Origin of the sequence: Streptomyces ochraceiscleroticus, from assembly GCF_000720485.1 — a bacterium.
GTDB lineage: Bacteria > Actinomycetota > Actinomycetes > Streptomycetales > Streptomycetaceae > Streptomyces > Streptomyces ochraceiscleroticus.
In genome coordinates this window covers 59,106-83,471 of sequence record NZ_JOAX01000015.1, presented here as the reverse complement: position 1 = coordinate 83,471, position 24,366 = coordinate 59,106, and the positions used below count along the sequence as shown (strand labels likewise).

Sequence of the window (24,366 nt, the reverse complement as noted above, 5' to 3'; positions counted from 1 at the left end):
GCGCGCTCCGCCGCCACACGCCGCACTCGATCCGCCACGCACCGCGCCCGCCCAGGTCAGCGCGGTGCGGCCCGCCTCCGCCGCGCGCTGCCGGGGAGGCGGCAGGGACGGACGTGACGGGCGCTTTCCATGACGCCACGGAATAGGGATTCCGCGCGTCTGATTACCGGTCCCGGCACTCTCGCCGATTCGGACAACCTACTGAATTCGATGGCCCCGGCACGCAGCCCACGAAAACGCTTGTCATGCCCCGGTGTCCGTACCGAGAGCACGGCGTACGCCCGGCTCACCGGCCGGAGTTCCGGCCTGCCGGTTTCCCGCTCCGATCAGCGCTTTTCCGCAGGATATCGACGCCTTTGGACCCGTACCGGAGCCGGGCATACGGAATTCAGGATTCACGGCAATTTCCTGCCCTCTCAGTAAGTCGGCTTCTGTACTGTCCGTCCCGATGAGTGCAGAGTGCGACTCAGCGCTCACATCGTCACGCAGTCGTACAGGCGCCGTCCGGCGGAGGATGCATACATGCTGATCAGGCAGGGGGGCCTGACGCACCCGGCAGCACTGTCCCGTCCGAGCTCACCGGAACGCGCGGGCCCGCCCCGTGCGCCATTGCTCCGACGGCCGTGACATCGGATCGGTTCCCTCCGGCCCGCACCTTTTTCGTTACCACTGTCGCGTCGCGTCGAGCACGCACATCCACCAGGAGGACAGCACCATGGCACGTATTTTCATCGTGGGTTCCGGCGTCGTCGGCACGGCCACCGGTAAGGGCTTTTTACACGCCGGCCACGAGGTGACCTTCATCGACATCTCACACCAGCGGCTCGAATACCTGCGCTCGCAGGAGCTGGACGCGCGTGACGTGCTCGATCTGCGTAATGCACCGGACGCCTTCATTTTCCTCACGCTGCCCACGCCCAACGTCGGTCACCGCTATGACCTGACCGCCTTCGAGGACGGGACCGCCTCGGTGGGCGCGGCCCTGGCCGACGCCACCGGTGACCACACCGTGGTCGTCCGGTCCACCGTGCCGCCGGGCACCACCGAGGGCCTCGTCCAGACGCTGCTGGAGAAGCACTCGGGCAAGTCCGTCGGCGAGGGCTTCTCACTGGCCGGCAACCCCGAATTCCTGCGCGCCGCCACGGCGTTGGAGGACTTCCGGCACCCGTGGATGACGGTGATCGCCTCCCGCAGCAACCGGACGGTGGAGCGGCTGACCGAGCTGCTGGCGCCGTTCGGCGGGGAGCTGCGTACCTTCTCCAACCCGGCCGCGGCCGAGCTGGTCAAGTGCGCCCACAACATCTACAACGCCACGAAGATCAGCTTCTGGAACGAGATGTGGCTGGTGAGCCAGACCCTCGGGCTGGACCTCGACCCCATCGCGCAGACCGTGGCCCGGTCCGCCGAGGGCTCGTACAACCCGCTCTACGGCATCCGCGGGGGAGCGCCGTACGGCGGGGTGTGCCTGCCCAAGGACACCCAGGGCTTCCTCGGCCTCGCCGAGTCGCTGAGCCTGGACATGCCGCTGCTCAAGGCCGTGGTCCAGGTCAACGACACGCTGATCGAGCGGGCCGACCGTGAAGCGGACGAACTGGCCGCCGAACTGGCCTGACCGTCGCGGACACCCCCCTCAGAGCCCCCACTCCCCCCTTGCCCGGCCTCGGCTCACCCGTCATCGAGAACGGAACCATGAGTGCCCTACTAGACACCACGCTCTACGACTTCCGGTACTACCTGGTCTACCTGCCGCTGGGCATCCTGGGCCTGGTGCGCTGGGGCTGCTGGCTCGTGCGCCGCGCGCCGGCCGCCCTGTACCGCCCGGTGCGGAACGACTTCCGGCTGCCGCTGAGCATCGTCGTCCCGGTGTACCAGGAAGACCCCGACATCTTCGCGCACGCGATCGAGTCCTGGCTGGCCAACGACGTCGAGGAGGTCGTCCTCGTCATCGACGTCACCGACGAGGCGTGCAAGGAGGTCGCGGCCCGCTATCCCGTGACCGTCGTCATCACCGACGTGCCCGGCAAGCGCGACGCGCTGCGCCGCGGCTGGGAGGCGTGCAGCACCGACCTGGTCGCGCTGGTGGACTCCGACACCATCTGGGCGGACGACGTGGCCGCCGAGGTGTGCAAGCCCTTCGCCGACCCGAAGGTCGGCGGCGTCGGCACCCGGCAGAACGTCTACAACCCGCGGGGATTCCTGCAGCGGGTCAACGACATGTACCTGGACTACCGGTACTTCGACGAGAACGCGGCCCAGACCGCCGTGGGCCGGGCCGTCTCCTGCCTCTCCGGCCGGACCGCGGTCTACCGCCGGGAGCTGCTGCTGGAGATATCCGACGAGTTCATGCACGAGACGTTCATGGGCGTGCCGTGCATGTCGGGCGACGACAAGCGGCTGACCACGCTGACCCTGGCGCGCGGCCACCGTACGTACATGCAGCGCTCCGCCCGGGTCTGGTCGACCTTCCCCGGCACCTGGCGGATCTTCATGAAGCAGCGGCTGCGCTGGTCCCGCAACACCTGGAGATCAGACCTCAGAGCGCTGTCGTCCCGCTGGATCCGGCGCCATCCGTTCCTCGCCTTCACCATGGCCGACAAGGCGGTGAGCAGCTTCACGCTGCTGATCGCGCCGTTCTTCATGATCTGGGCGATCGTGCGGGAGGACTGGTTCTTCGTGGCCTGCCTGGCCGCCTGGTGGTGGATCAGCCGGGCGATGAAGATGCTCCCGCACCTCGTGCGCAGGCCGTCGTCGTTCTTCCTCGTCCCCGGCTTCGTGCTGGTGTCGTTCCTGATGGCCGGGGTGAAGATCTGTGCCCTGCTGACCATCCGCAGGCAGCGCTGGCTGACCCGGCAGGTGTCCGTCGTCAACGGTGTCGCGGTGCGGACCTCACCGCAGGCCGCAGGTTCGGAGGCAGGCGCATGAAAACCGTACACCGTTTCGGGGCGGCCGCGGCCGCCCTCTCGGCCGTCCTGGCCGTCGGCGTCCAGGGGACGCCGGCGGCGGCCGTCGGCCTGCCCGAGGACATCGCCGCCTGGCAGCGCACCGGGCAGCCCGACAAGCTGATGGTGCTGCGGCCGCGCAGTGTGAGCCTGCTCGACCACGGCGTCGTCGTGCGCCGGCTGTACCCGGGGACGCCGTCCGTCTCGCTGGGCTGGCTGGCCGCCAACGCGGGCCGGGAGTGGATCGGTTCCGAGCCCGGCCGGCCGTCCACCGTCCGCATCCGTACCGCCATGCTGCTCGCCCCCGACACCATTTTGCGCATCGACGACCGGACGAAGAAGGTCCTGCTCACCGCGGGGCGGACGGCCAGGTCGGGGACGTGGATCAGCGGCAGCCGGGCCGCCCTGGACGTCGACAGCACCACGCTGGCCTCGGTCGCCGAGGACGGCTCCAGCCCCGCGCCCGCCAGTGCGCCCGGGCGCCCGTACCTCTCGATGGGCGCGGGTGGCCGGATGGACTTCCGCAACGCCACCGTCAGCGGGTTCGGCCGGGTCAGCCAGTCCACGACCGCCGACCAGTCGGGCGTCACCTGGGCGCGGGGCAGCACGGGTTCGGCGACCGGCACGACGTTCGAGGACAACCACACCGGGCTGCGGCTGGCCGGCTCCAAGGACGTCAGCCTGAAGAACATCACGGCCACCGGCGCCACCGAGGACGGCATCGTGCTCAAGGGCGACAGCGGCACCAAGGCGAGCGGCCTCGTGGCCGAGTCCAACGGCCGTACGGGCATCGCCCTCGGCGGTACCGACAACCGCAGCCTGACCGGCTTGAGCACCCGTGACAACGACGGTGCCGGGATCAAGGCCACGCTCCAGCGCGGCCTGCGGCTGACCTCCCCCACCTCCCACTTCGACATGGGCGGCGGCATCGACCTGACGTCCTGCCGGCAGTGCGTCGTGCACAAGGCCACGGTGGAGAGCTCCTCGCGCGCCGCGGTGCGCGTCTCCGGCGGCGACAGCACGGTCTCCGTCAAGGATCCCGAGCTGACCGGGCACAACGGCAGCGAGCCCGGCATCCTGCTGGCCGAGGGCATCGGGGGCGCCACGGTCTCCGGCGGTTCCCTCAGCGGCTTCGACCGCGGCATCGGCATCACCGGTTCCCGTGTCCGCGTCGAACGCACCTCGTTGTCCGCCAACCGCACCGGCATCGCCATCGGCGGCGGGGCCGACCGGGTCGCGCTGCGCGACGTCCGGGTGGACGGTGGCGAGACCGGCGTACTCGTCTCCGGGGCGACCCGGCACATCACCCTGAACGGCGTCCGGGTCAGCGAGGCCAGCCGCAAGGGCCTGGCCTCCAGCTCCCCCGGGCTGCGGGTCACCGGCGGCGCCCTGTCCGGCGGCACCACGGCCGTCGACCTGGGTGCCGCGGCCCGCCTGGAGAACGTGTCGATCGGCAGCTCCCACCGCGGCATGCATCTCGCGGAGGGCGTCCGGGCCTCGGGCAAGTCCCTCGACATCCTGGCCGAGCGGCAGGGCATCGACGCGGACGCCCGGTCCCTGCTGGACCTCACCGACTCCCGCGTCCGGGCCCCGGTGGCCCTGGACGGGGACGGCGAGGTCAAGCGGCACGGCAAGACCGAGATCACCATGCCGCCGTTCCCCTGGCTGGGCTTCGCCGCACTGGTGGCGCTCGCGCTGGCCGTCGTCCTGCAGACCCTCCATCACGTCCGGCACCGTGGCACCCCACGGCCCAAGGTCGCCGGACATGTGGAGAACACGGCCTGACGCAACGTCAGCCGTGCACACACCGGCCGCCGCCCCACCGGGACGGCGGCCGGAGAACCGGAGAAGGAGTCGCACACCATGACCGACCGCTCATCCGGCGTCATCAGAACCCTGCGCGCGGGCATCGTCCTGCTCTCGGCGGGCACGCTGGTCACCGGCCTGACCGGCGTGCTCGCCCCGCCCGCACAGGCCGCGGCCTGTTCCGGACAGGTGCGGTACGCCTCCAGTACCAACACCCTCTATCTCATGTCCGGCACGTCGTCGCCTTCCGGCATCAGCACACTGTGCCCGAGCGCTCCCCTGCACCAGGTCGACGGCTCGCCCGGCACCTGGCAACTGGACGCCAACCTGGTGATCCAGAACGGCGCCACCCTGGAGCTGCACGGCTCCGCCGCGGGCGGAGAGGTGGACACCCTGCGGCTCAGCAGCCCGGCGGGCGGCGGGCCCACCGAGGTCGCCTCCATCACCGCGCAGTACGGCACCATCGACATCGACCGCGTGGACATCACCTCCTGGGACGAGCAGGCGAACGGGCCGGACACCGATCCCTCCGCCGCCTCCGGGGAGCGCGGACGGGCCTTCATACGGGCGCTGTCCTACCTCGACACCGACGGCACGCCCCGCGAGTCGACGATGAACATCTACCACAGCGACATCGGGTACCTCGGCTACTACGCGGCCGAGAGCTACGGGGTGGCGTACAAGGCCCGCGGCTGCGACATCACCCACCAGGACGTCTGCGACAAGCTGGACGTGTTCGGCGACCAGATCGGCAGCCGCTTCCACCACAACTACATGGGCACCTACACCTTCGGTGCCTACGGGATGACGTTCGACCGCAACGAGTACGACCACAACGTGGCGTACGGGCTGGACCCGCACGACGACTCGGACTACCTGACGATCACCAACAACCACGCGCACGACAACGGCAATCACGGGATCATCTGCTCCCAGCGGTGCGACCACCTGGAGATCGTCGGCAACGAGAGCGACCACAACGGCATCCCGCCCTACCTGCCGCCGGGCGACGACGACGCGTCGGACAACCAGGTGCACGGCATCATGCTGCACCGCGGCGTCACCGACTCCGTCGTGCGCGACAACAACGTCCACGACCAGCCGAACGGCGCGGGCATCGCGGTCTTCGACAGCAGCGACGACGTCATCGAGAACAACACCGTCACGCGGGCGAAGTTCGGGCTGCGCTACAGCGTCGGTTCGCAGGACATCACCTCGGCGAACAACACCGTCACGGACAGCGGGCAGTACGCCGTCTACACGTACCAGGGCTCGGACAAGCCCGTGTACACCAACGACACCGGCAGGCCGGCCCGGCTGGCGTTCACCGGCAACACCTTCGACGGCAGCGGGAGCAACGTCCTGAAGATCGGGCAGAGCGACGACCTGACGTTCAGCGGGAACACCTTCACCGGCACGCTCGCCTCCGGGGCGCTGACCCAGCAGACCACCGGGACGTACTTCGACCGGAACACCGCGCCGTCCAGGCTGACGTACTCCGTCAAGGGTGACTCCGGCACGCCCGGGTCGATCGCCTTCCGCGACCAGAACCCGGTCAACGTGCAGCTGGACTCGGCCAGTTCCGCGGCGTTCACCGCAACTGGCCTGAAACCGGGTGCTTCGTACAAGCTCACCGCGGACGGCCGTACCGTGGCCACCGGAAAGGCGGACTCGATGGGCACCGTGACCCTGCGCGCCAAGCAGGCGAGCACTTCGGCGGTGTCCTACCGCATCGCCGCCGCCTGACAGCAGGCCGCCCCGCCGCCCGTGCGGCGGGGCGGCCGATGCCCCCGAGCCAGGACAGGAGCACCCGGCCCATGGACCGTCGGAAGTTCGTCGCCGCGGGAGCGGCCTCGCTGGCCGCCCTCCTCGCCTCGTGCTCCGGTTCGGACGAGAAACCCCCGCCGCGGGAAACGGACGACCCCTCCCCCGGCTCCTCCCTCGACTGGGACACCGCCGCGGTGGCCCGGTTCTTCGGGCCCCGGCTCAGGCCGCGCGAGGAGGGCTCCTTCGGCCTGTCCCGCGCCGCGCTGCGGCACCATCCGGTGTACGGGCCGGTGCTGCGGGTGCGTTATCCGGCCCGCTCGGCCAGCCCCACCGTCGCCCGCCGCTACGGCCGCCCGGAAGGCGGCGCGCAGCTCTACCTGCCGCTCCGCTCGGGCCCGACCGACTCCCTCCACCTGCGCTACTACCTGCGTTTCCCGAAGGGCTTCGACTTCGTCAAGGGCGGCAAGCTGCCCGGCCTGTACGGCGGCTCGGTCACCGGCGGCCGGCACATCCCCGACGGCGAGAACGGCCTGTCCACGCGGTACATGTGGCGGCGCAAGGGGCGCGGCGAGGTGTACGCGTACCTGCCGACCTCCGTGGAGCACGGCACCTCGCTCGGCCGCGGCAAGTGGAAGTGGCCGACCGGCCGCTGGGTCTGCGTGGAACAGTCCGTGCGGCTCAACACCCCGGGTGAGGACAACGGTTCAGTCGAGGTGTTCCTCGACGGCCGCCGGGTGCTCCGCGAGGACGAGCTGGAGTTCCGGACCTCGGAGAAGCTGCAGATCGAGGGCGTGTTCTTCTCGACCTTCTTCGGCGGCTCGGACCCGAGCTGGGCGACGCCCGACGCGGATTACGCGGACTTCGCGGCGTTCGCCGTCTCGCGCGAGCGCATCGGTCCGGTACGGCGCGACTGACCCCCGCGCGCGGGTTCGGGCACGGGCTCTCAGGAGGACTCGCGGACCACCAGCTCCGTGGGCAGCGTGAGGTGCTGCCGCGGGGCCGTGGGGTCGGCGATCTCGCGCAGCAGGACGCGGGCGATGGTGGTGCCGAGCTCTTCGACGGGCTGCCGGACGGTCGTCAGGGGCGGATGGGTGTGCCGGGCGAGGAAGGAGTCGTCGAAGCCGACGACCGCCACGTCCTCGGGGACGCGCCGCCCGCGGGCGCGCAGCTCGCTCAGGGCGCCCACCGCCATCACGTCGGAGGCCACGAAGAGGGCGTCCAGGTCCGGGACGCGGTCCAGGAGCGTGCGCACGGCGGCCCGGCCGCCCTCCTCGGTGAAGTCGGCGCGGGCCACGAGCCGTTCCTCGGGCCGCGCACCGGCCGTGCGCAGGGCGTCCTGCCAGCCCTGGAGCCGGCCGCGGCCGACGTCCATGTCCATCGGCCCGGTGACCGTCCCGATCCTGGTGCGGCCGCGCTCCAGCAGGTGCCGGACGGCCGCGTGGGCGCCGCCCACGTTGTCGGCGCAGACGTGACTCAGCGTCTCCCCCGGTGCGCGGCGGCCGGCGAGCACGGTGGGCAGGCCCATGTCCTCCAGCAGCGCGGGCAGCGGGTCGTGCTCGTGCACCGAGGCCAGCAGGACGCCGTCCACCCGCCGCTCCGCGACGGACGCGGTGAGCCGGTCGCGTTCGCCCTGGTCACGGACGAGGATGAGCTGGAGCTGGGTCCGGGTGTCGGCGAGGCCGGTGCTCACGCCGCGGATCACGGCGGCGAAGTACGGCTCGGCGCCGAGCCGGGACTCCGATTCGGGAATGACCAGCGCGATGGAGTTGGTCCTGCTGGTGACCAGGCCGCGGGCGACGGAGTTCGGTACGTACTTCAGCTCGGCTATGGCGGCCAGGACGGCGGCCCTGGCCTCGTCGCTGACGAGCGTCGAACCATTGATGACGCGGGAGACCGTGGTGCGGCCGACGCCGGCGCGTGCCGCCACGGTTTTTATCGTCGGCCGCTGTCCGCCCGGCATCGCGCCACCCCCGCCGTGTCCCGTCCCCGCCCCGTTCACCAGCGCATTGTGCCAGACCTCCGGCGCGCCCCGTACCGCCTTCGGGCAGTGTGCTGAGCGGAGCGTCAACTCCCGCCTGTGTTCAAGTCATTGACACACGCGATGAGTGCCGTCACTCTTCCGGAACATCGGTGGGCACGTTCCCAGTCGCTTCTGTCGGCGAATGGGAACGTGCCCATGACGGCCTGGCTCTGGGAGGGGAACGGCGATGAGCGTTCGGAAAACGATGACGAGGAGATCCCTGGCGGTGGTGGCGGCGGCCGCCGCGCTGGGCCTGGTCGCCGGCTGCGGCGGGAGCGGCGCAGCGGACACCGGCGGCGGGATCAAGGACGGCAAGGTCACGATCACCATGGGCCTGTACGGCGTCATGGGCTTCAAGGAGGCCGGCCTGCTGGAGCGTTACGAGAAGGAGCACCCGAACGTCACGATCAAGGCGGAGATCGCCGGGGACGAGCAGACGTACTACACCGCGCTGCAGACCCACCTCGCCGCCGGCAGCGGCCTGAAGGACATCCAGGGCATCGAGGTCGGGCGCGCCAAGGAGCTCGTGGACACCCGCGCGGCGACCTTCGCCGACCTGTCAAAGGCCCCCGGAACCGGACATTTCCTTCCCTGGAAACGGAACCAGGTCACCACGGCGGACAAGAAGCTCATCGGCCTGGGCACCGACATCGGCCCGATGGCCGTCTGCTACCGCAAGGACCTCTTCGCGCAGGCCGGGCTGCCCACCGACCGCGAGAAGGTCGCGGAGCTGTGGGCGGGCGACTGGTCGAAGTACGTCGACGCGGGGCGGAAGTTCAAGTCCGGCTTCAAGGGCGACGGCGTGGCCTTCATGGACAGCGCCAGCGGTCTGTTCAACGCCATGATCTACGGCAGCTCCCAGCAGTTCTACGACACCAAGGGCGAGCTGATCTACAAGGACAACCCGGTCGTCACCGGCGCCTGGAAGCTGGCCGCTGAAGCCGCCTCCTCGGACCTGACGGCCAAGCTCCGCCAGTTCCAGCCCGGCTGGGACCCCGGACTGGCCAACGGCACGTTCGCCACGACGGTGTGCCCGGCGTGGATGCTCGCCCACATCAGTGAGAAGGCGGGCCCGAAGAACAAGGGCAAGTGGGACGTGGCCAAGGCGCCGAAGGGCGCCAACTGGGGCGGCTCCTTCCTCGGCGTCATGGAGCAGAGCCCGGTCAAGGACGAGGCGAAGAAGCTGGTCGCCTGGCTCACCGCGCCCGAGCAGCAGGCGTATCTCTTCGAGAAGCTCGGCAACTTCCCGTCCTCGCAGCAGGCGCTGAAGGCTCCCGAGGTGGCGGGCGCGAAGTCGGCGTACTTCAGTAATGCGCCGATCGGCGCGATCTTCGGCGCCGCCGCCCGGGAGATCCCCGACAAACAGGTGCTCGGCCGCAAGGACGGCACGATCAAGGACATCTTCTCGCAGGGCCTGACGCTCATCGAGGCACAGCACAAGAGCCCCGAGACCGCCTGGAAGACCACCGACGACCGCATCAAGAAGGCCACCGGCTGACGTCCGGCCGCCCGACCGACACAGGAGGACCCCGGTGGCCCTGCAGACCTATCGGCGGCGTACGTTCTGGCACCGGCTGGACGTGCGCGGCGCCCCGTACGCCTTCGTCGCCCCGTTCTTCGTCGTCTTCGCCGCGTTCAGTTTCTATCCGCTGCTCTACACCGCGTGGATCTCGCTGCACCGCGTGGAGCTCTCCTCCATGGACCTCATGGAGTGGGTCGGACTGGACAACTACACAGCACTGTGGGGCGATGACCGCTTCTGGAACGCGCTCGCCAACACCTTCACGCTCGGCGTGCTCTCCACCGTCCCGCAACTGCTGATGGCGCTGGGCCTGGCGCACCTGCTCCATTACCGGCTGCGCGGCTCGGCCTTCTTCCGGGTCGCGGCGCTGACGCCGTACGCGACGTCCGTGGGCGCCGCCGCGCTGGTCTTCACGATGCTCTTCGAGCGCGACTTCGGGATGATCAACTGGCTGCTGGGGCTGGTCGGCATGGACCCGGTGAACTGGGAGAACGACAAGTGGGCCGCCCAGCTCGCCGTTTCCTCGATCGTCATCTGGCGCTGGACCGGCTACAACGCGCTGCTGTACCTGGCGGCGATGCAGGCCGTGCCGGACGAGCGGTACGAGGCCGCCGCGCTCGACGGCGCCTCGCGCTGGCAGCAGTTCCGCATGGTCACCATCCCCGGCATCCGGTCCACCATCGTCTTCACCATCGTGCTGTCCACGATCGGCGCAACCCAGCTCTTCGGCGAACCACTGATCTTCGGCCAAGGTCCGAACGGCATCACCGGCGGCGCCGACAACCAGTACCAGACCCTGGGCCTGCTGCTGTACGAGGAGGGCTGGAAGAACTACCAGATGGGGCGTGCCGCGACCATCGCCTGGGCGATGTTCCTGCTGCTGATCCTCGTCTTCGTCGTACAGCGCGTCGTGAAGCGCCTCGCCTCCCGCGCGGCCGGCCCCCGGCACGTCCTGTCCAGGAGCAGCCAGTGATGACCACCGACAGTATCGAGGCCCCGGCGGCGGACCGGCGCCCGCGCGCCGCCGAGCGCCGTACGCGTCCGCCCGTACGCCGCCGGCTGTCCCTGCGGCCCGGCGCCGGACGCCAGCACCACGCGGGCCCACTCGCCTACGCCCTGCTCGCCGTCGCGACGCTCGCTTCGCTGTTCCCGCTGTACTGGACGCTGGTGGCGGCCTCCAGTGACAACACCCGGGTGTCGCAGACGCCGCCGCCGTTCCTGCCGGGCCCGCATCTCTTCGAGAACCTGGGCAAGGCGTGGCAGGACGCGGCACTGGGCAAGGCCATGACGAACAGCCTGATCGTGGCCGGCGTCATCGCCCTGTCGACCGTACTGTTCGCCACCCTCGCCGGCTTCGCCTTCGCCAAGCTCCGCTTCCGGGGACGGAACGTCCTGCTCATGCTGGTCATCGGCACGATGATGGTGCCGCCGCAACTGGGCGTCGTGCCGCTGTTCATGATGATGAGTGAGCTGGGCTGGGGCCAGCGGCTGCCCTCGGTCATCTTCCCGACCCTGGTCAGCGCGGTGGGCGTGTTCTTCATGCGGCAGTACCTGGCCGAGGCGCTGCCCGACGAGCTGGTCGAGGCGGGCCGGGTGGACGGCGCGCACTCGCTCCGGATCTTCTGGAGCATCGTGCTGCCGGTCGCCCGGCCGGCCATGGCCGTCCTCTTCATGATCACCTTCGTGCACGCCTGGAACGACTTCTTCTGGCCGTTCATCGCGCTGGACATGACCAACCCGACGGTCCCCGTCGCACTGACCCAGCTCAGCGCGGGTTACGTCCGCGACCAGTCGCTCATCATGGCCGGCGCGCTGCTCGGCACGCTGCCCCTGCTGGCGATGTTCCTCGTCTTCGGCCGCCAGATCGTGGGCGGGATCATGCAGGGCGCGGTGAAGGGATAACCGCCCGGTCCGCTTCCGTCTCCCCCGTTTCCCCTTCTGCCGAAAGGAACCCCTTGACCACCGCATCGCCTCATCTCGCCGCCGGTCCCCGCCCCGCAGTTGCCCGTTCGTTCCCGCCGGGCTTCCTCTGGGGCACGGCCACCGCCGCCTATCAGGTAGAGGGCGCGGCCGCCGAGGACGGCCGCACGCCCTCCATCTGGGACACCTTCGCGCGCACGCCGGGCAAGGTACGCAACGGCGATACCGGCGACATCGCCACGGACCACTACCACCGCTGGCGCGAGGACGTCGCGCTGATGGCCGAGCTGGGCGTGGGCGCGTACCGCTTCTCGCTCTCCTGGCCGCGCATCCAGCCGACCGGGCGCGGGCCCGCCGTGCAGAAGGGCCTGGACTTCTACCGCCGGCTGGCCGACGAGCTGCTGGAGAAGGGCATCCAGCCGGTGGTCACGCTCTACCACTGGGACCTGCCGCAGGAGCTGGAGGACGCGGGCGGCTGGCCGGAGCGGGCGACCGCCGGCCGGTTCGCCGAGTACGCCGCGCTGGCCGCCGACGCGCTGGGCGACCGGGTGCGTACCTGGATCACGCTCAACGAGCCCTGGTGCAGCGCCTTCCTGGGCCATGCCTCCGGGGTGCACGCGCCGGGGCGTACCGAACCGGTCGCCGCGCTGCGTGCCGCGCACCACCTCAACCTGGCGCACGGCACCGCGGTCCAGGCGCTGCGCGCGGCGCTCCCGTCCGCGGCCGATGTCGCGATCACGCTCAACGTCCACCACGTACGGGCGCGTACCGAGAGCCCCCAGGACACGGACGCGGCGCGCCGCATCGATGCCCTGGCGAACCGGGTGTTCACCGCCCCGCTGCTGCACGGCGCGTACCCGGACGACCTGCTGGCCGACACGGCGCGGCTGACCGACTGGTCCTTCGTGCGGGACGGCGACACCGCGGCGATCCACCAGCCGCTGGACTTCCTGGGCGTCAACTACTACACGCCGACGCTGGTGTCGGCGGCGGACGGCACGGAGCCCGACCACTCCTTCGACGGGCACGGCGAGAGCGGGCACAGCCCGTGGCCGGGCGCCGACGAGGTGGTCTTCCACCGTCCGCCGGGCCGTACGACGGCGATGGGCTGGGCGGTCGATCCGAGCGGCCTGTACGACCTGCTGCTGCGGCTGAAGGGCGACGTTCCGGACCTGCCGCTGATGATCACTGAGAACGGCATCGCGTGCGACGACTACGCCGACCCGAGCGGCGCGGTGCACGACCCGGACCGGATCGCGTACCTGCACGGCCACTTGACGGCCGTGCACCGCGCGATCGAGGCCGGCGTGGACGTCCGCGGCTACTTCCTGTGGTCGCTGCTGGACAACTTCGAGTGGGGCCACGGCTACAGCAAGCGCTTCGGCGCGGTGTACGTGGACTACCCGACCGGGCGCCGCATCCCGAAGGCCAGCGCCCGGTGGTACGCGAAGCTGTCCCGCACGAACGCCCTGCCGGCGGCGGACGCCGAGTAGCGAGAGGCCCTCACGTCAGGAGGGCCAGTAGGTGGGTACAGGCCGCGGCCTCGTCCGGGTGGCGGGCGATGACCTCGTAACGGCCGCGTTCGTACGCACCGGTCTCCCACGCCCCGTCCGGCGTCCTGCGCAGATACAGGAAGTCGGGGGGCGTGGGGGCCGGCTCGTGCACGCCTTCGATGCGGTAGTGGCCGTCGGCCACCCCGGCCGCGCGCAGCGCGGACCGCAGCCGCTGCCGGTCCATGGCGTCGTCCGCCGTCCGGCTACGCGTCCGCCGGCGCGAGGTACCGGTGGTCCAGCAGCCACTTCACGTTGAGCCGCTGCCCCTCGCCCGGGTTCAGGAACACCGAGTCCAGCTTGATCTGCTGGCCGCCGCCGGGCTGTTCGAACCAGGGGGCGATGCTGCCCTGCCACACCCAGAACGGCTTGATCACCTTGTACGTGTGGTAGTCGCACGGCGAGGCGGCTTCACGGGTGTTGAGGTTCTGCGGGGGCAGCGCGCGCTCGGCGTACGGGTCGCCGGCCGGCGCCAGGTACCCGCCGAACACGGAGCCGAAGCGGTCCAGCCGCTGGCCGGTGCGCAGCTTCGCCGGTTCCTTGTCGATCTCGCCGTTGACCTCGGCGAACCCGTCGTTGGGCGGGTACTTCCAGCTACCCGAGTCCGCCGGCCCCTCCCAGTACTTCTTGAGGAACGCGGCGGGCGACAGCGCGCCCGTCCGCTGGTACCCCTTGAGCAGCGGACCCACGGGCGCCAGGTTCTTGTTCGGCAGCCACTTCGGGCCGAGCCGCGCGTCACCGTTGAACTTGCCGGTGCAGGGCTGGGGGCGGGCGGCGGCCTCGGCCGCCGGGCGCTTCTCCTGCTGCTGCGGCGCGGCGCTCGCGGCAGGGGCGGCCGCCAGCCCGGCGGCCAGGCCGAGCGCGGCGAGCAGGGTACGGAGTCGGTTCACTCAGGGCTCCTTGTGCGGTCGTGCAGACCTGCTGCGTGGGGACGGCGTACCGGGCCGACGGCGTGGGCGGGTGTACGTGCATGCGTACACCCTGCTGATACGCCATCAGCTCGGGCCGTTCCGCACGGTAACCGGTCGTTCACGCAGGGCGGTAGCACGCTACGCCGATTTCCGGCCACCTGCCGCGGGCACGCGGGCCGGCAGGGACACGGCACAGCAACACGCAGCAGGGGCCGCCACGCGGGCGGCCCCTGCTGCGTGGGTACTTTCAGAGGGCCGGTCCTGTCAGAGGCCCAGCAGCCCCAGGCCCAGGAGGCCGCCCTTGCCGCCACCGCCGAGGAGGCCGTTGTTGCCCGGCTGCTTCGGCGTCTCGCCCGGCTGCGCCTCGCCCGGCATGGCGTTCTGCTCCTGCCCCGGGACGGCGCCCGGCTGCTCGGTCTCCGTGTCGCCCGCCATGCCGGTCGGGCCGTTGACGGGGTCTTCGTCGCCGGGGTCGGCGACCTGCACTGCGCCGGCGGCGGACGCCGGTGCGTAGGCGGCGGCCACGGGGGCGCCGAGAAGGACGATCATGGAGGCGGCGGCTGCCGCACCTGCCGCGAGTCGGGTACGCACGGTGCTCTCTCCCTCGCATCATGGATGTGACGTGTCCGTCCTTCCGCGCGGTGGCGCATGGCTAACGGAACTTCACCCGACTACCGGCACAGAGATCACTGAATCGCACGGTGCCCCAGGCTAGCGCCGGTCGTTGCACCGTGAGGTGGCTGTCGTGTCACCGTGAGGTGGTTGCCGCTGCGCCGTGAGGTGGTTCACGCGAAAGAGGGGGCGTTGCGCGTGCGGGGCTGGGTACGGGCCCCCGAGATCGCCGAGCGGGATACCGGTATGAAAGGGTGGAAACTCGGCTAAAGCAACGCGAGAAAGGAGCCGTCATGTCGTCCAAGCGCCGCCGCAAGAAGAAGGCACGTCGCAAGAACGGTGCCAACCACGGCAGCCGTCCGCAGTCCTGAAGGACCGGACGCCAGCAGGAGGCCGGCGGGCTATTGCCCGCCGGCCTCCTGCTTCCCCTCATCGGGCTCTACTGAGGGGTACTCCCCGTACCGCCCGTACCCCGTCCGGGTGAAGAGACGTCAGTCCAGCGCGTACTCGAAGGCGTAAGGGACGGACGGTGCGCCGTGCACGGCGGTGAAGGTGCCGGTGCCGCGCAGCCCGGCCAGCTCGCCGGTGCCCGTTCCCGGCACCACCTCGAAGGCGCAGCGCACGGTGCCGTCGGGCTCGAAGGAGCCGCGTTCCTCGACGACGAAGGTGCCCGCGCGCCCGTCGACGCTGCCGGTCAGCAGTTCCATGCCGGTGAACGTGCCGGTCTTCTCAGTGGCGTAGACGATGGTGTACTCGCACGTCGTGCGGGTGGCCTCGATGCCCCCGGTGAAGGAGTTGGTGACGGAGGCGTGCGCGAGCTTCGGGTGTGCTCCGTCAGGGCCGACGGTGCGCTCCTGCCAGTCGGCGTAGGTGAAGTGGCCGGTGGTCCGTGCGGGCATGGCCGCCCTTTCGATCGGTCGCACGGCCTGTGCCGCGCGGTGTGTGACCAGCCTGTCCGCCGTACCTGACACCTTCTGTCAGGTACGTGGTCCGCCGCACAATGGCTTCCATGCGTGCCGACCGGCTTCTCTCCCTGCTTCTCCTGCTCCAGAACCGTGGGCGGATGACGGCGTCCGCACTCGCCGCTGAGCTGGAGGTGTCGGTCCGCACCGTGTACCGGGACATCGAGGCGCTCGGCGCGTCGGGCGTCCCGGTGTGCGCCGACCGCGGCCCCGAAGGCGGCTACCGCCTGATGGACGGCTACCGCACGCGGCTCACCGGGCTCACCGACGCCGAGGCCGACGCGCTCTTCCTCGCGGGGGCGCCGGGCGCCGCGGGCGAGTTGGGCCTCGGCGCGGTGCTGGCCACCGCGCAGCTCAAGCTGCAGGCCGCGCTGCCGGCCGGACTGGCGGACCGGTCGCGGCGCATCCAGGACCGGTTCCATCTGGACGCGCCCGCGTGGTTCCGCGAGGCCGATCCGGTCCCCCATCTCGGCCTCGTCGCACAGGCCGTGTGGGAACAGCGCGTTTTGCGCGTCCAGTACCGGAAGTGGGGCGGTGACAACCACCGCGCGCTCGACCTCAGCCCGCTCGGCCTCGTCCTCAAGGGCGGCATCTGGTACCTGGTGGCGCCGGCGGGCGAGGCGATCCGCACGTACCGGATCTCCCGCCTCGTGTCCGTCGACGTCACGGAGCAGACCTTCGACCGGCCGGCGGAATTCGACCTGGCCGCACATTGGGCGGACTCCTCCCGCCGCCTGGAGACCGCACTCCACCAGGGCGTCGCGCACCTGCGGCTCTCACCCCGCGGCCGCCACCTGCTGCCCATGCGATTCGGGGCAGCGGGCGCACGGGCCCTCGCGGCGGCCGGACCCCCCGACGACGAGGGCTGGGTCCGGGTCGAGCTACCGGTCGAGACCCCGGCCGTCGCAGTCGGCGACCTGCTCGGACTGGGCACAGAGACAGAGGTACTCGGCCCACCCGACCTACGCGCGGCCGTCGCCCGAACGGTCACCGAACTGACGCACCGTTATACGACGGTGCCCTGACCGAGCGAGCCCAAGCTGTACCCCGCCGCCGTGCCCAAGCCCTTCATGCTCCGGCTCCAGGCTCAGACGCGCCCGAAGAACAGGCTGCCCGGTGCGTCCGGGTCGTTCGAGAAGAAGTGCTCACGCATCGCACGAATGAATTCGAAGCGCGAAATCGCACCGTCCCCGTCGGTGTCCAGCTTGGCGAACGCGTCCATCGCGTCGGGCGCGTCGCTCCGCCACACGTCCCTCAGGAAGCGGGCGAACTCGTCCTTGCTGATCTCGTTGTCACCGTCGACGTCGATGACATCGAAGATCGCGTGGCCGCCGCCCTCGGTCACATTGAGCCGGCTGGTGTCGATGGCCGCGAGGCGGTTGGCCGTGACGAACTGGTCCTTCGTGAGCCGGTCCCCGTCCACGCCCGCGTGGCGCAGCAGCTCCAGCCAGTAGATCTGGCAGAAGCTCTGGAGCGCCCTGGCCCGGCGGTCGCCCTTGTCGAGCTTGTAAGCGTCTATGTAGCGCTCGGCGAGCCGCTGGTAGTCCGTCCAGTCCAGATAGCCGTCGTGGTTGGCGTCCATGGTCTCGAATTCGCGCTCGAACTTGATGGTGATGATGTCCTGCGCCATGTCGCGTCCTCCTTGGGATGGGACGGGGGCGGCAACGCTTGCGGTCATCGCAAGCCTTGCGCCTCCACCGCTCCCGCGAAATCGAACATGACATATTGACTCAAAAGCACATATGAGGCTGGATATAAGGTCACGCTGAACTGGTCAGCCGGCCGGGCTCGTGGCGTTTTCGATGAGGCGGTGGGCTGCGGCGTCGATGCGGGGCGTGTCGCCGGTGACCAGGCGGTCCTGGCACAGGCCGCGCAGGCCCGAGACCAGGAGTGTGGCCCGGACCCTGGCGTCCTCTTCCGCGTAGCCGAGCCGTACGTAAGCGGCGGCGATCGGGCCGACCATGACCTCGACCGCGTCGGCGGCCAGCGCTCCGTACGGCTCCGGCTGTGTGGTGGCCAGGCTGAGCAGTTGCAGCAGCATGCGGACGAGGCCGCGCTGTCTGCCGACCGTGATCGCTTCCCACAGTGCGCGGGCGGCGCGGTGCAGTCCCGCCGCGTCGTCGACGCCGCCGAACATCGCCTCGGCGTCGGGGCGGCTGGCGGCCAGCGCCTGGGCCAGCAGGTTCTCCCGGCTGCCGAAGTAGTAGAGCAGCATCCGTTTGCTGGTGCCCACCGCTTCCGCGAGTGGGCTCAGCGAGAGGCCCGCCAGGCCGTGGTGCTCCAGATGCTGCACCACCTTCGCCAGCAGTTCGGTCCGTTTCCGTGAATCGGTCACACGAGGCACCCCTTGACCGTACCGATCGGTACACCTACAGTCCAACGCGAACCGTTGATGTACCGATCGGTACATCAACAACCGCGAGACGAGGAGGCAGGGCATGGGCGCAACGGGCCCGGAGATCGCGATCGTGGGAGCCGGCATCGGCGGGCTCACCCTGGCACTCGCCCTGCGGGCACGCGGCATCGACGCGGAAATCCACGAGCAGGCGCCGGAGTTGCGGGAGGTCGGCGCGGCGGTGGCGCTGTCGGCGAACGCCACCCGGCTGCTCGCCCGGCTCGGCCTGGGCGCGGAGCTGACGGCCGCCGGCGCCCAGCCGACCGAGCTGGTGTACCGGCACTGGCGGGACGGCCGCCGCATCGCCGCGCATCCGGTCGGCGACGCGTACCGCGCGCGGTTCGGCGGCCCCTACCTGGGCGTGCACCGCGCGGCGTTCCAGCGCATCCTGGGCGACGCCTGGGGAAGCGAGCGGCTGCATCTGGGCACCGCGGTCGGCGGGGTGCACGAGGACGCGACGACGGAGGACGGCGGCGGGATACGTCTGGACCTCGCGGACGGCCGGAGCATACGGGCCGGTCTGGTCGTCGGCGCGGACGGCGTGCACTCCACCGTGCGGCGCCACGTCACGGCCGAGGACGTCACCGCGTACTCCGGTACGAGCGGCTTCCGCGGCCTGGTACCGGCCGGGGCGCTGCCCTCGCTGCCGGACCCGGCGGCCATCCAGTTCTGGATGGGACCCGGTGCGCACGTGCTGCACTACCCCATCGACAGCGCCGGTACGGTCAACTTCCTCGCGGTGGTGGAGGGCCCGGACCGGTGGACCGAGGCCACCTGGCGGGCCGAGGCCGCGCCCGAGGAGCTCCTCGCGGCGTTCGACGGCTGGCACCCGGCGATCACCGAGATGCTCGCGGCCGCGCCGCAGAGCGCACGGTGGGGCCTGTTCGGGCAGGCGCCGCTGCGGCGGTGGAGCCGCGGCCGGGCGGTGCTGATCGGGGACGCGGCGCACGCGATGCTGCCGCACCACGGGCAGGGCGCCAACCAGACCATCGAGGACGCGGTGACGCTGGCGGACTGCCTGGCCGACGCGCGGGCGGCCGGCGGATCCGACGCGTACGACGTGGCCCTGCGGCGGTACGAAGGGCTCCGGCGGGTGCGCACCCGCCAGGTGCAGCGCAGCTCCTGGGTCACCTCCGGCCTGCTGCACCTCCCCGACGGGCGGGCGGCCGAGCGGCGGGACCGGAAGCTGGCCACGTTTGCGGCGGACTTCGGCTGGATCCACGCCCATGACGTGCAGCGGGAGCCGGTGGCGGGCCCGCGCGCTTCCTGACGATGCGTCATGCGCCAGTAAGCACAGTGGCGGTGTCGCCCCTGCGTAGGGGCAACACCGCCACCGGACGGCACGACAGCTCAGCCGTCGCCCGGGCCGGTCAGACCTGGCCCGCGTCGACGAGCCCCATCCAGTAGGCGGCAGCCCGCGAGTCACCCACGGTCACGACGCCGTCGTGCCCGCCGACGCTGGTCATGCTGCTCGCCGAGCCGCTCAGCCCGCCGCCTCCGCCGTGGTTGTGGTCGTGCGCGGAAGCGATGCCGCTCATCGGAACCAGGGCGGCCGAGGCCAGGGCGAGAGACGCCGCGGTACGAGCGAAGGTCTTGCGCATGTCATACCTCTTCAGGTAGGTGGGTTGATCGCCCCCATGCTTCTCCGCCCTACCGCTTCCCGAAGCGTGGCGCTCGGGCAATTGACCCTGATGGCCGACCGCGTTCCGCCTGGTCACCCAGTCGTCCGATTGTCACTCCGCGGATCCTGTTGCGTCGCGCCGCGGGCCACTGCACGGAACTGCTGCGGCGTGCGGCCGTCGCGCTTGCGGAAGAACTTGGAGAAGTCGCCCGGTTCGCGGAAGCCGAGCCGGCGGGAGACCTCGGCCGCCGCGGCATCGGTGTGCACCAGAAGACGCTTGGCCTCCAGGAGGATGCGGGCGTCGAGGTACTGCTTGGCGGTCAGGCCGGTGGCGGCCAGCGTGGCGCGGGTGAGGGTACGGACGTTGTAGCCCAGCGCGGTGGCGTAGTCGGCGACGCGGTGCGTGTCGGCGAAGTCACGCTCGACAGCAGCGTGGTAATGCGCGAAGGCGCCACCGGGTCGGTGCGCGGCGGGGGCCTCGGGGCGCGCGTGGGCGAGCCGCAGCAGCAGCACGGCCAGCAGCAGACGCAGCGCCTCGATGTGTGCCTGGAGAGGGATGGAGGCCAGGTCGGCGTACTCGTGGATGAGGTGGCGCAGGGCGAGCTGAGTGGCGCGGGCGTGCGGCCCGTCCGGCAGCAGCGGAGTCTGCTCGAAGGGGGCCTCGGCGTCGGCGAAGCCGGGCAGCCAGATCACGATGGTGCCGCGCGCGGCCGCCAGGTCCTCGGGGGCGTACTGGTGCACCTGGCCCGGCTGGATCCACAGCCAGCTCCCGGCGGGCAGGACGTGCTCGGAGAAGTCCACGGTGTGCCGCAGGGTGCCGGAGCGCACGTGGATGAGGTGGTGGAAGCCGGGGCGCTGCGGGGTCCCGAGATCGATGCCGCGGCGGTGTCCGCGGGCCCGCAGCTCGGCGAAGTCCAGGACGTCCATGCCAATGGGCGCCCCGAGAGAGGGCCGGTAGGCGACGTCCGTGATCGAGAGCTGTCCGTTTTTTCCCATGCTGAGTCCGTAGCGTACCGCTGTCGTCCCCGTACCCCCTCCTACGGTCGCACAAGAGGCAGCGAGAGCCGGAAAGCTGCCGGAGAGCGAGGTGCGACGTGCGGCTGATCGTGGGAATGACCGGTGCGACCGGTGCTGTCTTCGGGATCCGGGTGCTGGAGCATCTGGCCGAGCTGCCCGAGGTGGAGACCCATCTCGTCCTGAGCCGCTGGGCCCGGTCCACGATCGAGCTGGAGACCGGCCGGAGCGCCCGCGAGGTCGCCGGGCTGGCCGATGTAGTGCACAGCCCCGAGGACCAGGGCGCGGCCATCTCGTCCGGGTCGTTCCGGACGGACGGCATGATCATCGTGCCCTGCTCGATGAAGACGCTCGCCGGGATCCGGGCCGGTTACGCCGACGGCCTGGTCGGCCGCGCCGCCGATGTCGTGCTGAAGGAGCGCCGCAAGCTGGTGGTCGTCCCGCGGGAGACGCCGCTCAGCGAGATCCATCTGGAGAACATGCTGGCGCTGGCGCGGATGGGCGTGCAGATCGTGCCGCCGATGCCCGCCTTCTACAACCACCCCGCCACGGTCGACGACATCGTCGACCACATCACCGCCCGCATCGTCGACCAGTTCGACCTGCCGGCGCCCGCCGCCAAGCGGTGGCAGGGCATGCGGGCGGCCCGTACCAACAGCAAGGAGCAGACATGGCCTACGACGACCTCCGCAGCTTTCTGACCACCCTGGAGGGCGAGGGCCAGCTGCTGCGCATCACCGACGAGGTGCTGCCCGAGCCGGACCTGGCAGCGGCCGCCAACGCGGCGGGCCGGATCGGCGAGGGTGCCCCCGCCCTGTACTTCGACAAGGTCAAGGGCTTCACCGACGCCCGGATCGCGCTGAACGTGCACGGTTCCTGGCGCAACCACGCCCTCGCGCTCGGCCTGCCCGCGGCCACCTCGGTCAAGGACCAGGTCGAGGAGTTCGCGCGGCGCTGGGACGACTTCCCCGTCGCGCCCGAGCGCCGCGAGGACGCGCCCTGGCGCGAGAACACGCAGGAGGGCGCGGACGTCGACCTCTTCGAGGTCCTCCCGCTCTTCCGCCTCAACGACGGGGACGGCGGCTTCTACCTCGACAAGGCCGCGGTCGTCTCCCGCGACCCCGACGACCCGGACCACTTCGGCAAGCAGAACGTCGGCACGTACCGCCTGGAAGTCATCGGCCGCGACCGGCTCGCCATCCAGCCGGTCCCGGTGCACGACGTGGCGCTGCACCTGAAGGCGGCGGAGAGCCGCGACGAGGACCTGCCCATCGCGATCACGCTGGGCAACGAGCCGGTGATGTCGATCGTGGCCGGCATGCCGATGGGGTACGACCGTTCCGAGTACGAGATGGCCGGCGCGCTGCGCGGCGCGCCCGCGCCGATCGCCACGGCGCCGCTCACCGGCTTCGATGTGCCCTGGGGCTCGGAGGTCGTCATCGAGGGCGTGATCGAGGGCCGCAAGCGGCAGATCGAGGGGCCGTTCGGCGAGTTCACCGGCCATTACTCGGGCGGCCGCCGGATGCCGGTGGTCCGCATCGACCGCATCTCGTACCGCACGAACCCGGTCTTCGAGTCCCTCTACCTGGGCATGCCGTGGACCGAGGTGGACTACCTCGTCGGGCCCAACACCTGTGTGCCGCTGCTGAAGCAGCTCCGCGCGGAGTTCCCCGAGGTGCAGGCCGTCAACGCGATGTACACGCACGGCCTGGCCGTGATCATCTCGACGGCGAAGCGGTACGGCGGCTTCGCCAAGGCGGTCGGCATGCGCGCGATGACCACGCGCCATGGGCTCGGGTACGTCGCCCAGGTGATCCTCGTCGATGAGGACGTCGACCCGTTCAACCTGCCGCAGGTGATGTGGGCGATGTCGTCGAAGGTCAATCCGGCGGACGACGTGGTGGTCATCCCGAACCTCTCGGTCGTGGAACTGGCGCCGTCCGCCTCCCCCGCCGGCATCACCAGCAAGATGATCATCGACGCGACCACGCCGGTCTCCCCCGACAACCGCGGCAATTTCAGTACGCCGGTCCGCGACCTGCCGGAGACCAAGGAGTGGATCGACCGCCTGAACTCCCTCCTGGCCGCCCGCTGAAACCGCCACCGCACGACTCCCCCGAGGTCCTCATGATCTGCCCCCGCTGCGCGCACGACGCGCTCGACACCCTCGCCCACTCCCCCGTTCCCGGCGTCTGGGACGTGCTCCAGTGCGCCCGCTGCCTGTACACCTGGCGCACCACGGAGCCCGACCGCCGTACCCGGCGCGAGGCGTACCCCGCGCAGTTCCGCCTCACCCAGGAGGACATGGACAACGCCATCGAGGTCCCGGCGGTGCCGCCGCTGCACGCCGGCTGACGCCCCTTCGGCACACGCGACCGGGCCCCGCTCTCCTCTTCGGAGGGCGGGGCCCGGTACGCCTGCGGTCAGTCGTTGTAGAGGTCGAGGTCACGGCCCATACCGGTCTCGATGGAGGCCGTGGACGACCACGCGCCGCAGGTGTGCACTCCGTGCGGCCCGGCGTCGGCGCAGTCGTGATACGTCGTCGTGATGACGATCCTGCTCTTCAGGAAGTCGTCGTCTTCATCGTGCGCGGACGCCGTACCACCGGCGGCCAGGACGAGTGCCGTCACGGGGAGTGCGACCGCGGCCAGGCGCAGAGCGGAGCGCTTCATCGATACCTCCATCGGTTGCCACAGGAGAGGCAGCGTTTCCGCGCCGCCTCGTTGGTCGATGAGTAGCCAAGTCGCTGAATCGACACACGTACCGCCACTCGAACGGCTGGGCCGTGCCGCTGCCGCGTCCCGCGTCCCGCGTCCCGCGTCCCGCGTCCTACGGCTGTACCGAGATCTCCCCGATGCCGGTGCCGAGGCTGCCGCAGTGGGCGGTGGACTGCCCCGACTGGCCGGGGTTGAGCGTGACGTGCTCGCCGTCCACGTCGGGCGCCCAGCCGCAGACCAGATGCACCCAGAAGGTCTGCGGGGCGCCGCCGTTGTTCCGGCAGAGCGCGTAGCCCGTGTACTCGTCGTTGGCGTGCTTACCGGTGTCGCAGGACAGTCCGGGCGGGACGGCGGAGGCGGCCGGTGCGCCGCCTGTGGAGCGGGTGGTCGGGGCGGACGGCGCGCCGGCGGCGTACGCGGTGACGGACGGGGAAGAAGTGGCGGCCGGGACGGTGAGTGCGGCCACCATGACGGCGGCGGCCGTGGTGGCCTTCATCCCTGTGGCGGTCAGCTTCATGGTCTCTCCTGGACGTTCTCGGGCCGGGCCCGTATGCGTGGAGCGCTACGGAACTCCGGTCGCATGCCAGGAATTGCTCCCACTCGCCCGATC

26 protein-coding genes are annotated in these 24,366 nt (G+C 70.8%); 15 read left to right on the top strand and 11 right to left on the bottom strand.

Annotation, left to right across the window (positions count from 1 at the left end; translation table 11 throughout):
- The first annotated feature begins 715 nt into the window (after positions 1-715).
- From IG84_RS0119950 to IG84_RS0119930, 5 genes are all read left to right on the top strand, one after another.
- A complete protein-coding gene (locus IG84_RS0119950; RefSeq protein ID WP_051862042.1) occupies positions 716-1,612 on the top strand; it encodes a Rossmann-fold NAD(P)-binding domain-containing protein in 897 nt (298 codons plus the stop codon).
- A 77-nt stretch (positions 1,613-1,689) separates the two neighbouring features.
- Positions 1,690-2,922, top strand: a complete 1,233-nt coding sequence (locus IG84_RS0119945; protein ID WP_031058948.1) for a glycosyltransferase — start codon at positions 1,690-1,692, stop codon at positions 2,920-2,922.
- Positions 2,919-4,724 carry a right-handed parallel beta-helix repeat-containing protein gene (locus IG84_RS0119940; RefSeq protein ID WP_031058945.1) on the top strand — a complete coding sequence of 602 codons (1,806 nt, stop codon included), beginning with the start codon at positions 2,919-2,921 and terminating at the stop codon, positions 4,722-4,724. The genes IG84_RS0119945 and IG84_RS0119940 overlap by 4 nt, the downstream gene beginning before the upstream one ends.
- A gap of 78 nt (positions 4,725-4,802) precedes the next feature.
- Positions 4,803-6,491 carry a right-handed parallel beta-helix repeat-containing protein gene (locus tag IG84_RS0119935; RefSeq protein WP_031058944.1) on the top strand — a complete coding sequence of 563 codons (1,689 nt, stop codon included), beginning with the start codon at positions 4,803-4,805 and terminating at the stop codon, positions 6,489-6,491.
- A 71-nt stretch (positions 6,492-6,562) separates the two neighbouring features.
- Positions 6,563-7,426: a polysaccharide lyase gene (locus IG84_RS0119930; protein ID WP_031058941.1), complete on the top strand. Its 864-nt coding sequence runs from the start codon at positions 6,563-6,565 to the stop codon at positions 7,424-7,426.
- Between the two features lie 29 nt (positions 7,427-7,455).
- Here IG84_RS0119930 and IG84_RS0119925 read toward each other — a convergent pair whose 3' ends face one another.
- The gene (locus IG84_RS0119925; protein WP_031058939.1) at positions 7,456-8,472 is read right to left on the bottom strand and encodes a LacI family DNA-binding transcriptional regulator; all 1,017 of its coding nucleotides are present in this window, start codon (positions 8,470-8,472) and stop codon (positions 7,456-7,458) included.
- 247 nt (positions 8,473-8,719) lie between these two features.
- Between IG84_RS0119925 and IG84_RS0119920 the strand changes: the two genes are divergently transcribed.
- From IG84_RS0119920 to IG84_RS0119905, 4 genes are read left to right on the top strand one after another with little or no spacing between them, the layout of a single operon-like run.
- Positions 8,720-10,030 carry an ABC transporter substrate-binding protein gene (locus tag IG84_RS0119920; protein ID WP_031058937.1) on the top strand — a complete coding sequence of 437 codons (1,311 nt, stop codon included), beginning with the start codon at positions 8,720-8,722 and terminating at the stop codon, positions 10,028-10,030.
- A 34-nt stretch (positions 10,031-10,064) separates the two neighbouring features.
- Positions 10,065-11,027, top strand: a complete 963-nt coding sequence (locus IG84_RS0119915; protein ID WP_051862041.1) for a carbohydrate ABC transporter permease — start codon at positions 10,065-10,067, stop codon at positions 11,025-11,027.
- On the top strand, positions 11,027-11,956 hold the full coding sequence (locus IG84_RS0119910) for a carbohydrate ABC transporter permease (protein WP_031058931.1): 930 nt from the start codon (positions 11,027-11,029) through the stop codon (positions 11,954-11,956). Before IG84_RS0119915 ends, IG84_RS0119910 begins: the two co-directional genes overlap by 1 nt.
- Before the next feature lie 53 nt (positions 11,957-12,009).
- Positions 12,010-13,467 (top strand): GH1 family beta-glucosidase, encoded by a 1,458-nt coding sequence (locus tag IG84_RS0119905; RefSeq protein ID WP_037800621.1) that lies wholly within the window; start codon positions 12,010-12,012, stop codon positions 13,465-13,467.
- A 10-nt stretch (positions 13,468-13,477) separates the two neighbouring features.
- Here the strand turns inward: IG84_RS0119905 and IG84_RS0119900 are convergent, their stop codons facing one another.
- From IG84_RS0119900 to IG84_RS0119890, 3 genes are all read right to left on the bottom strand, one after another.
- A complete protein-coding gene (locus IG84_RS0119900; RefSeq protein ID WP_031058926.1) occupies positions 13,478-13,711 on the bottom strand; it encodes a hypothetical protein in 234 nt (77 codons plus the stop codon).
- Between the two features lie 19 nt (positions 13,712-13,730).
- Positions 13,731-14,414, bottom strand: coding sequence for a TNT domain-containing protein (locus tag IG84_RS0119895; protein ID WP_031058924.1), 684 nt, complete (start codon positions 14,412-14,414; stop codon positions 13,731-13,733).
- A gap of 285 nt (positions 14,415-14,699) precedes the next feature.
- The gene (locus IG84_RS0119890) at positions 14,700-15,026 is read right to left on the bottom strand and encodes a hypothetical protein (RefSeq protein WP_031058921.1); all 327 of its coding nucleotides are present in this window, start codon (positions 15,024-15,026) and stop codon (positions 14,700-14,702) included.
- A 314-nt stretch (positions 15,027-15,340) separates the two neighbouring features.
- Between IG84_RS0119890 and IG84_RS42955 the strand changes: the two genes are divergently transcribed.
- A complete protein-coding gene (locus IG84_RS42955) occupies positions 15,341-15,418 on the top strand; it encodes a 50S ribosomal protein bL37 (protein ID WP_370443954.1) in 78 nt (25 codons plus the stop codon).
- 120 nt (positions 15,419-15,538) lie between these two features.
- Here the strand turns inward: IG84_RS42955 and IG84_RS0119885 are convergent, their stop codons facing one another.
- Positions 15,539-15,946: a DUF3224 domain-containing protein gene (locus tag IG84_RS0119885; protein ID WP_031058919.1), complete on the bottom strand. Its 408-nt coding sequence runs from the start codon at positions 15,944-15,946 to the stop codon at positions 15,539-15,541.
- Between the two features lie 110 nt (positions 15,947-16,056).
- Between IG84_RS0119885 and IG84_RS0119880 the strand changes: the two genes are divergently transcribed.
- A complete protein-coding gene (locus IG84_RS0119880; RefSeq protein WP_031058917.1) occupies positions 16,057-17,034 on the top strand; it encodes a helix-turn-helix transcriptional regulator in 978 nt (325 codons plus the stop codon).
- Between the two features lie 62 nt (positions 17,035-17,096).
- On the opposite strand, the gene IG84_RS0119875 is transcribed toward IG84_RS0119880, so the two are convergent.
- Both IG84_RS0119875 and IG84_RS0119870 read right to left on the bottom strand, forming a co-directional pair.
- Complete coding sequence (locus IG84_RS0119875) at positions 17,097-17,639, bottom strand: EF-hand domain-containing protein (protein ID WP_031058914.1); 543 nt, start codon at positions 17,637-17,639, stop codon at positions 17,097-17,099.
- A gap of 144 nt (positions 17,640-17,783) precedes the next feature.
- Entirely contained in the window at positions 17,784-18,344 is a 561-nt protein-coding gene (locus tag IG84_RS0119870) for a TetR/AcrR family transcriptional regulator (RefSeq protein WP_245659426.1), read from the bottom strand.
- A 103-nt stretch (positions 18,345-18,447) separates the two neighbouring features.
- Between IG84_RS0119870 and IG84_RS0119865 the strand changes: the two genes are divergently transcribed.
- Complete coding sequence (locus IG84_RS0119865; protein WP_031058909.1) at positions 18,448-19,674, top strand: FAD-dependent monooxygenase; 1,227 nt, start codon at positions 18,448-18,450, stop codon at positions 19,672-19,674.
- A gap of 100 nt (positions 19,675-19,774) precedes the next feature.
- Here IG84_RS0119865 and IG84_RS0119860 read toward each other — a convergent pair whose 3' ends face one another.
- The gene (locus IG84_RS0119860; protein WP_031058906.1) at positions 19,775-20,005 is read right to left on the bottom strand and encodes a hypothetical protein; all 231 of its coding nucleotides are present in this window, start codon (positions 20,003-20,005) and stop codon (positions 19,775-19,777) included.
- A gap of 113 nt (positions 20,006-20,118) precedes the next feature.
- The gene (locus IG84_RS0119855; RefSeq protein ID WP_031058903.1) at positions 20,119-21,021 is read right to left on the bottom strand and encodes a helix-turn-helix transcriptional regulator; all 903 of its coding nucleotides are present in this window, start codon (positions 21,019-21,021) and stop codon (positions 20,119-20,121) included.
- Positions 21,022-21,119: 98 nt separating this feature from the next.
- On the opposite strand from IG84_RS0119855, the gene IG84_RS0119850 reads away from it, so the two are divergent.
- The 3 genes from IG84_RS0119850 to IG84_RS0119840 are packed head-to-tail and all read left to right on the top strand — an operon-like array spanning position 21,120 to position 23,394.
- Positions 21,120-21,740 carry a non-oxidative hydroxyarylic acid decarboxylases subunit B gene (locus IG84_RS0119850; protein WP_051862039.1) on the top strand — a complete coding sequence of 207 codons (621 nt, stop codon included), beginning with the start codon at positions 21,120-21,122 and terminating at the stop codon, positions 21,738-21,740.
- Complete coding sequence (locus IG84_RS0119845; RefSeq protein WP_031058898.1) at positions 21,710-23,134, top strand: non-oxidative hydroxyarylic acid decarboxylases subunit C; 1,425 nt, start codon at positions 21,710-21,712, stop codon at positions 23,132-23,134. Before IG84_RS0119850 ends, IG84_RS0119845 begins: the two co-directional genes overlap by 31 nt.
- On the top strand, positions 23,095-23,394 hold the full coding sequence (locus tag IG84_RS0119840; protein ID WP_425424038.1) for a non-oxidative hydroxyarylic acid decarboxylases subunit D: 300 nt from the start codon (positions 23,095-23,097) through the stop codon (positions 23,392-23,394). The genes IG84_RS0119845 and IG84_RS0119840 overlap by 40 nt, the downstream gene beginning before the upstream one ends.
- Before the next feature lie 68 nt (positions 23,395-23,462).
- Here the strand turns inward: IG84_RS0119840 and IG84_RS0119835 are convergent, their stop codons facing one another.
- Both IG84_RS0119835 and IG84_RS0119830 read right to left on the bottom strand, forming a co-directional pair.
- Positions 23,463-23,711, bottom strand: a complete 249-nt coding sequence (locus IG84_RS0119835) for a hypothetical protein (protein ID WP_031058896.1) — start codon at positions 23,709-23,711, stop codon at positions 23,463-23,465.
- A 157-nt stretch (positions 23,712-23,868) separates the two neighbouring features.
- Positions 23,869-24,273: a hypothetical protein gene (locus IG84_RS0119830; RefSeq protein ID WP_245659425.1), complete on the bottom strand. Its 405-nt coding sequence runs from the start codon at positions 24,271-24,273 to the stop codon at positions 23,869-23,871.
- Positions 24,274-24,366 lie beyond the last annotated feature (93 nt).

Excerpts from the sequence above, each read along its gene's own strand:
- IG84_RS0119950 (WP_051862042.1), top strand. The coding sequence starts at position 716 with ATGGCACGTATTTTCATCGTGGGTTCCGGCGTCGTCGGCACGGCCACC.
- IG84_RS0119945 (WP_031058948.1), top strand. The coding sequence starts at position 1,690 with ATGAGTGCCCTACTAGACACCACGCTCTACGACTTCCGGTACTACCTG.
- IG84_RS0119940 (WP_031058945.1), top strand. The coding sequence starts at position 2,919 with ATGAAAACCGTACACCGTTTCGGGGCGGCCGCGGCCGCCCTCTCGGCC.
- IG84_RS0119935 (WP_031058944.1), top strand. The coding sequence starts at position 4,803 with ATGACCGACCGCTCATCCGGCGTCATCAGAACCCTGCGCGCGGGCATC.
- IG84_RS0119930 (WP_031058941.1), top strand. The coding sequence starts at position 6,563 with ATGGACCGTCGGAAGTTCGTCGCCGCGGGAGCGGCCTCGCTGGCCGCC.
- IG84_RS0119925 (WP_031058939.1), bottom strand. The coding sequence starts at position 8,472 with ATGCCGGGCGGACAGCGGCCGACGATAAAAACCGTGGCGGCACGCGCC.
- IG84_RS0119920 (WP_031058937.1), top strand. The coding sequence starts at position 8,720 with ATGAGCGTTCGGAAAACGATGACGAGGAGATCCCTGGCGGTGGTGGCG.
- IG84_RS0119910 (WP_031058931.1), top strand. The coding sequence starts at position 11,027 with ATGACCACCGACAGTATCGAGGCCCCGGCGGCGGACCGGCGCCCGCGC.
- IG84_RS0119900 (WP_031058926.1), bottom strand. The coding sequence starts at position 13,711 with ATGGACCGGCAGCGGCTGCGGTCCGCGCTGCGCGCGGCCGGGGTGGCC.
- IG84_RS42955 (WP_370443954.1), top strand. The coding sequence starts at position 15,341 with ATGTCGTCCAAGCGCCGCCGCAAGAAGAAGGCACGTCGCAAGAACGGT.
- IG84_RS0119885 (WP_031058919.1), bottom strand. The coding sequence starts at position 15,946 with ATGCCCGCACGGACCACCGGCCACTTCACCTACGCCGACTGGCAGGAG.
- IG84_RS0119880 (WP_031058917.1), top strand. The coding sequence starts at position 16,057 with ATGCGTGCCGACCGGCTTCTCTCCCTGCTTCTCCTGCTCCAGAACCGT.
- IG84_RS0119875 (WP_031058914.1), bottom strand. The coding sequence starts at position 17,639 with ATGGCGCAGGACATCATCACCATCAAGTTCGAGCGCGAATTCGAGACC.
- IG84_RS0119865 (WP_031058909.1), top strand. The coding sequence starts at position 18,448 with ATGGGCGCAACGGGCCCGGAGATCGCGATCGTGGGAGCCGGCATCGGC.
- IG84_RS0119860 (WP_031058906.1), bottom strand. The coding sequence starts at position 20,005 with ATGCGCAAGACCTTCGCTCGTACCGCGGCGTCTCTCGCCCTGGCCTCG.
- IG84_RS0119855 (WP_031058903.1), bottom strand. The coding sequence starts at position 21,021 with ATGGGAAAAAACGGACAGCTCTCGATCACGGACGTCGCCTACCGGCCC.
- IG84_RS0119845 (WP_031058898.1), top strand. The coding sequence starts at position 21,710 with ATGGCCTACGACGACCTCCGCAGCTTTCTGACCACCCTGGAGGGCGAG.
- IG84_RS0119835 (WP_031058896.1), bottom strand. The coding sequence starts at position 23,711 with ATGAAGCGCTCCGCTCTGCGCCTGGCCGCGGTCGCACTCCCCGTGACG.
- IG84_RS0119830 (WP_245659425.1), bottom strand. The coding sequence starts at position 24,273 with ATGAAGCTGACCGCCACAGGGATGAAGGCCACCACGGCCGCCGCCGTC.